The organism is Nostoc sp. CHAB 5715 (assembly GCF_020829685.1).
GTDB lineage: Bacteria > Cyanobacteriota > Cyanobacteriia > Cyanobacteriales > Nostocaceae > Nostoc.
Map to the genome: position 1 here is coordinate 1 of NZ_JAIVFR010000727.1, position 3953 is coordinate 3953.

At 44.1% G+C, this 3953-nt stretch carries 5 protein-coding genes; 3 read left to right on the forward strand and 2 right to left on the reverse strand.

Translation table 11 applies throughout. The features are described from left to right. Window positions 1-160: 160 nt before the first annotated feature. Both LC574_RS38320 and LC574_RS30010 read left to right on the forward strand, forming a co-directional pair. Window positions 161-289 (forward strand): hypothetical protein, encoded by a 129-nt coding sequence (locus LC574_RS38320; RefSeq protein ID WP_267871720.1) that lies wholly within the window; start codon window positions 161-163, stop codon window positions 287-289. Window positions 290-387: 98 nt separating this feature from the next. After that, window positions 388-756: a hypothetical protein gene (locus LC574_RS30010; protein ID WP_229457256.1), complete on the forward strand. Its 369-nt coding sequence runs from the start codon at window positions 388-390 to the stop codon at window positions 754-756. Between the two features lie 169 nt (window positions 757-925). Here LC574_RS30010 and LC574_RS30015 read toward each other — a convergent pair whose 3' ends face one another. Further along, the gene (locus tag LC574_RS30015; RefSeq protein ID WP_229457257.1) at window positions 926-1711 is read right to left on the reverse strand and encodes a DUF4058 family protein; all 786 of its coding nucleotides are present in this window, start codon (window positions 1709-1711) and stop codon (window positions 926-928) included. A 158-nt stretch (window positions 1712-1869) separates the two neighbouring features. Between LC574_RS30015 and LC574_RS30020 the strand changes: the two genes are divergently transcribed. Then, window positions 1870-2412 carry a hypothetical protein gene (locus tag LC574_RS30020; RefSeq protein WP_229457258.1) on the forward strand — a complete coding sequence of 181 codons (543 nt, stop codon included), beginning with the start codon at window positions 1870-1872 and terminating at the stop codon, window positions 2410-2412. Between the two features lie 183 nt (window positions 2413-2595). On the opposite strand, the gene LC574_RS30025 is transcribed toward LC574_RS30020, so the two are convergent. Continuing rightward, a complete protein-coding gene (locus tag LC574_RS30025) occupies window positions 2596-3855 on the reverse strand; it encodes an MFS transporter (protein ID WP_229457259.1) in 1260 nt (419 codons plus the stop codon). Between the last annotated feature and the right edge of the window lie 98 nt (window positions 3856-3953).

Genomic DNA, 3953 nt, shown 5'->3' on the forward strand with positions numbered 1-3953 from the left:
GCTAACAGCTAACCGCTAACAGCTAACAGCGGGGTATTAACCTCCCCAAGATTAATTTTTCGCCCACGAGGGGCGAGGCATGTACCGGGTTAATAGCTAATAGCTAATAGCTAACAGCTTTGTCAAACAATGGTTTGAAACTGCCCAAGCCAGCAATTTTATGGGCATTGATCTCAGTTATGACAAACGGATTGAAAAAGGACATCATCGCACAGAAATTCGTGAAATTTGGAGTGTGCCCGTTGCAGCGATTGCTGAGCTTTATCAACCCAAATTATGGGCAGGGTAAGCTCATCTAATTTAGTATAAGATGAGCTTACCCTGACCCTGGACCCGGATGGCTGGCAGTTAATTCAAGATTCTAACGATGCGCTGCGGCGGAAATTATTGGATGAAATAACGGAATATGAAGCATTAGTTGCTCATGACCCTGAGCAACCAATTGTGCTGTCAATAGAAAATCTTGATTATTTACCCGACCTATTAATTAAAGCCAGGATAGCAATGAAGCTGACTCAGAAAGAATTAGCAGCATTTTGTCAGCGTACTGAAGAAGAAATTAAATCTTTTGAAGATAAGAATTATCACAATGCTAGCTTCCTAGATTTTGCCAACGCACTTGATGTATTAGGAATTAAGCTTGTAAATGGCAAGTTTGTTGCCAAAATGGATGATTTTTACAAGCAAAGATTAATGAATATACGTCGAGAGTCACATTTGGATAGCGATTTGAGTGGTATGAAGGTTGCTTCTTAATGATTCAATGACCAACTATGAACCTATCCCACTAATAATATTTGTGCTATAAAGCTTAAGCTTATTGAGAACTGAAAACGAAAAATTCAGGTTTTCAAGCACATTTTACGAAAAGAAGTAGGGATTTTTAGAATAGTGGGATAGGTTCATATATTGTTGGTCAGATTTATTAGCCTATAGAAGATTTTCCCAACCGTTTGTACATCCACTCAGTATCCGTATCACTCAATGCTGGTGGGGGTGGAGATTGGGTGTAGTCTATCGATAAATCATACCCAGCTTCGTCATAGATAGCATTCAGCACGGCTTGCAACTCCAGTACAGCATCGGGGTCGCCTTCGCGGAGGGGAATGGGTATCGTCGGGAGAGTATCTTGTAACGTCACAGGCCACACGTCGATTACTCCAGACCCAGCTCGCGTTAAGGTTATCAAGTAGGGAACATCTGGAAGACGGGGGTGGTTAAATGGTCGATTTCCCCGGCGCAGCAAGTCAATTTCAATTAGATGGACGTTGGCATTATATAAACGCTGGCGTTTCTTACGGTAGTCAGTTAAACCGGGTTCGCGTTTGTTTACGGGGGAGAGAATTTCGATACAGCTTACCAGTACGTTGTTGGCTGTATCCCGAATTTCGACTGTGGGGATGCGGACAACGACTGGTTGGATAACTGGAAGTGTTAGTGGTGCGGGGGTTGTTGCAATATTCGATGTGGGGGTAGGAGGAGTTACGTCGCGGCGTTGTCTTATCTGCAATACCTCGACATCTGGGTACAAAATGCCAATTTCACTTGAAGGGGAAATATCTTCCACAACATATACTGAAAGCCGTGCGGCATATTTGGGACGCAGCTGTGGGACGAGGAAGGTACGAATTTTACTAGCAAGGGCATTGTGTACGTCACTCCACAGGTAGCCTTCAAGATATGGGTCCATACCGGGGAACGGGGAAGGCATTTTACAAGCTCGCTTGACTGCACCTTTATTCTAGAACTTGGTGTTGGAAATTTCCCCGCTTTGCAAGGTATCGTTAATGTACTTCGCAATCTGGGCATCGCTTGGGATTCATTTACCACTAAAATTAGAGAGTTACATTTCATTGCCCACCAGCCAAAATGCTGCGGATTAAGTCGTTCAATACTGCATATTTATATAATGACGACGAACTCGAAGCTAAAGATGAAATCTTCAACCAGTACAAGTATGCGCTTGCTCATATTGGTATAGATTTCTACCGAGAAGATGTACAAGAAATTATCCTCAAATCAATTGTAGGGATGGAAGATGCACTGCGTGCCACAATCGCCTATTGGTATTGGAAGCAAGCCAACTCGGAAGAATTCGAGCATCCAAATGCATTTTTAATCAAAGCACTTCAAGAACAGTGGAAACCCTATAACTGGCAAGACTATTACTTAGAGAATCCCAATTTCAAGAACCCATGCGACCAATGGTGGCAGGATGCTGCGCTTCATTGGGGATACGATTTTAGAAACCAGTGGGTTGTTGATATTAATGATTTCGATGCAGGCGAAATCTTCATTATATTTAGTACTTGCAATCGGCTCTCGCTACGAGTAGCTAAACAATGGGGATGGGAAAGACTCAAAGAATATATATTCAGTAGACCGAAAAGTTTGGCGATCGCTAAAAAATAGTAGTCTGTGATACCGTTTTTGGAGAAATGTGCAAAAGCTAATTACTTAAGATAAATGATAAGTCAAGCTTATTAATACGTCCCTAAAATCAACCAAAATCAGCCGGATGGTAAATAAACTTCGCAGGTTATGCCATAGTTGTGGTCTACTGCTTGACGTAAAAACTCAAGCATTTGTTTGAGCTTAAGGTTCTTCTATCAGGGTTGGCATCTTACGGAGTATACGTAAAGGTGAGCAAAACACCCACAAAAATGCCAACGAGCTACCAACAGCCCCTATCCAAAGTGCTGCTTGTAACCCAAAGCTTTCACCTAACGTTCCTCCAAGCATTGCCCCCACGGGTACTGTACTCCAAATAATGAAGCGCAAACTGGCGGTCATGCGCCCTTGCAGTCGATTGGGTACAAGCGCCTGGCGCAAGCTTACTTGAGTAATTTGATAGACAGCATCTCCCAGCCCTGACAAAATTGCCGCCGTGACTAACAGGAGGATTACAACGTCATTGAAGTTAAACGTTAGAGGGATGAACAGGTAGCTTATCCCCCATATACCAGCTGCGCCCATAATAGTCCTCCCTAAACCGAGCCTGCGTTCTATTCGTCTGGTCAGTAGTACGCCCAAGAGGTTACCAAAGGCCCCTGTAGCGAGAATGAAACCAACCATAGCCGGACTAAACCCTAGCGTGCGCGTCACATAAAGAATGTACACAGTTTCTACCACACTAGTGAACATACGGAGAGTACTCGTGCAACAGGCAATAGCACGCAGCAGTGGGTTTTTCAGAACAACCTGCGCTCCTTCGCTCAACTCCTGCCAGAAGTTAGTTTTATTAGAGTTGATTAACACAGGTTCGGGTGCGCGGATCAATAAAACTAGCACTGCCGAAAGTAAGAAAGATACAGCATCTAAAGCGATCGCCACAGGAGCCGTCAACCATTGAACTAAAATCCCCGCCAACCCAGGGCCTAGAGTCTGTGATGTCGTTTGGCTAACTGCGAATTTACTATTACCCTCCACGAGCTGCTCACGCTTAATCAACGTAGGCACAAAAGCAAAGCTGGCTGTACTAGCCAACACACTCAGAGTACCTGTCCCAAACGCCACTAGATAAAGGTGTTCTATACGCAAAAGTCCAAAAACTGCGGCAATTGGTACAGACCCCAATAACAAAGCACGACCCAAATCAGCCGCAATCAATATCGGGCGTCGTCGTTGCCGATCTACCCACACTCCAACCACCAAACCAATTAACAGGAATGGTACAAACTCAGCGCCTTTGAGTAACCCCATTTGCGCCGGAGTTGCCTGTAAGGTGAGTGCAGCAGTGAGTGGTAATGCAAGATTAGTTACGGCGGAGCCAAACAGCGAAATAGTTTGGCCAAGCCATAGCTTCATGAAGTCAGAATGCTGCCAAAGCCCTTTGAGTTGTAAAAAGTTAAACATTAAGTAGAATTAAGGCGTTAATGTGTCATCATTCTGCCAACACATCAAACCCTTGTCGTTACTTTAAAGTCAGGTAAAATTACGAAAAGGCGCTGAGT

What these genes read in the sequence shown, in the direction of transcription:
- LC574_RS38320 (WP_267871720.1), top strand. Translation starts at nt 161, where the DNA reads ATGGGCATTGATCTCAGTTATGACAAACGGATTGAAAAAGGACATCAT.
- LC574_RS30020 (WP_229457258.1), top strand. Translation starts at nt 1,870, where the DNA reads ATGCTGCGGATTAAGTCGTTCAATACTGCATATTTATATAATGACGAC.
- LC574_RS30015 (WP_229457257.1), bottom strand. Translation starts at nt 1,711, where the DNA reads ATGCCTTCCCCGTTCCCCGGTATGGACCCATATCTTGAAGGCTACCTG.
- LC574_RS30025 (WP_229457259.1), bottom strand. Translation starts at nt 3,855, where the DNA reads ATGTTTAACTTTTTACAACTCAAAGGGCTTTGGCAGCATTCTGACTTC.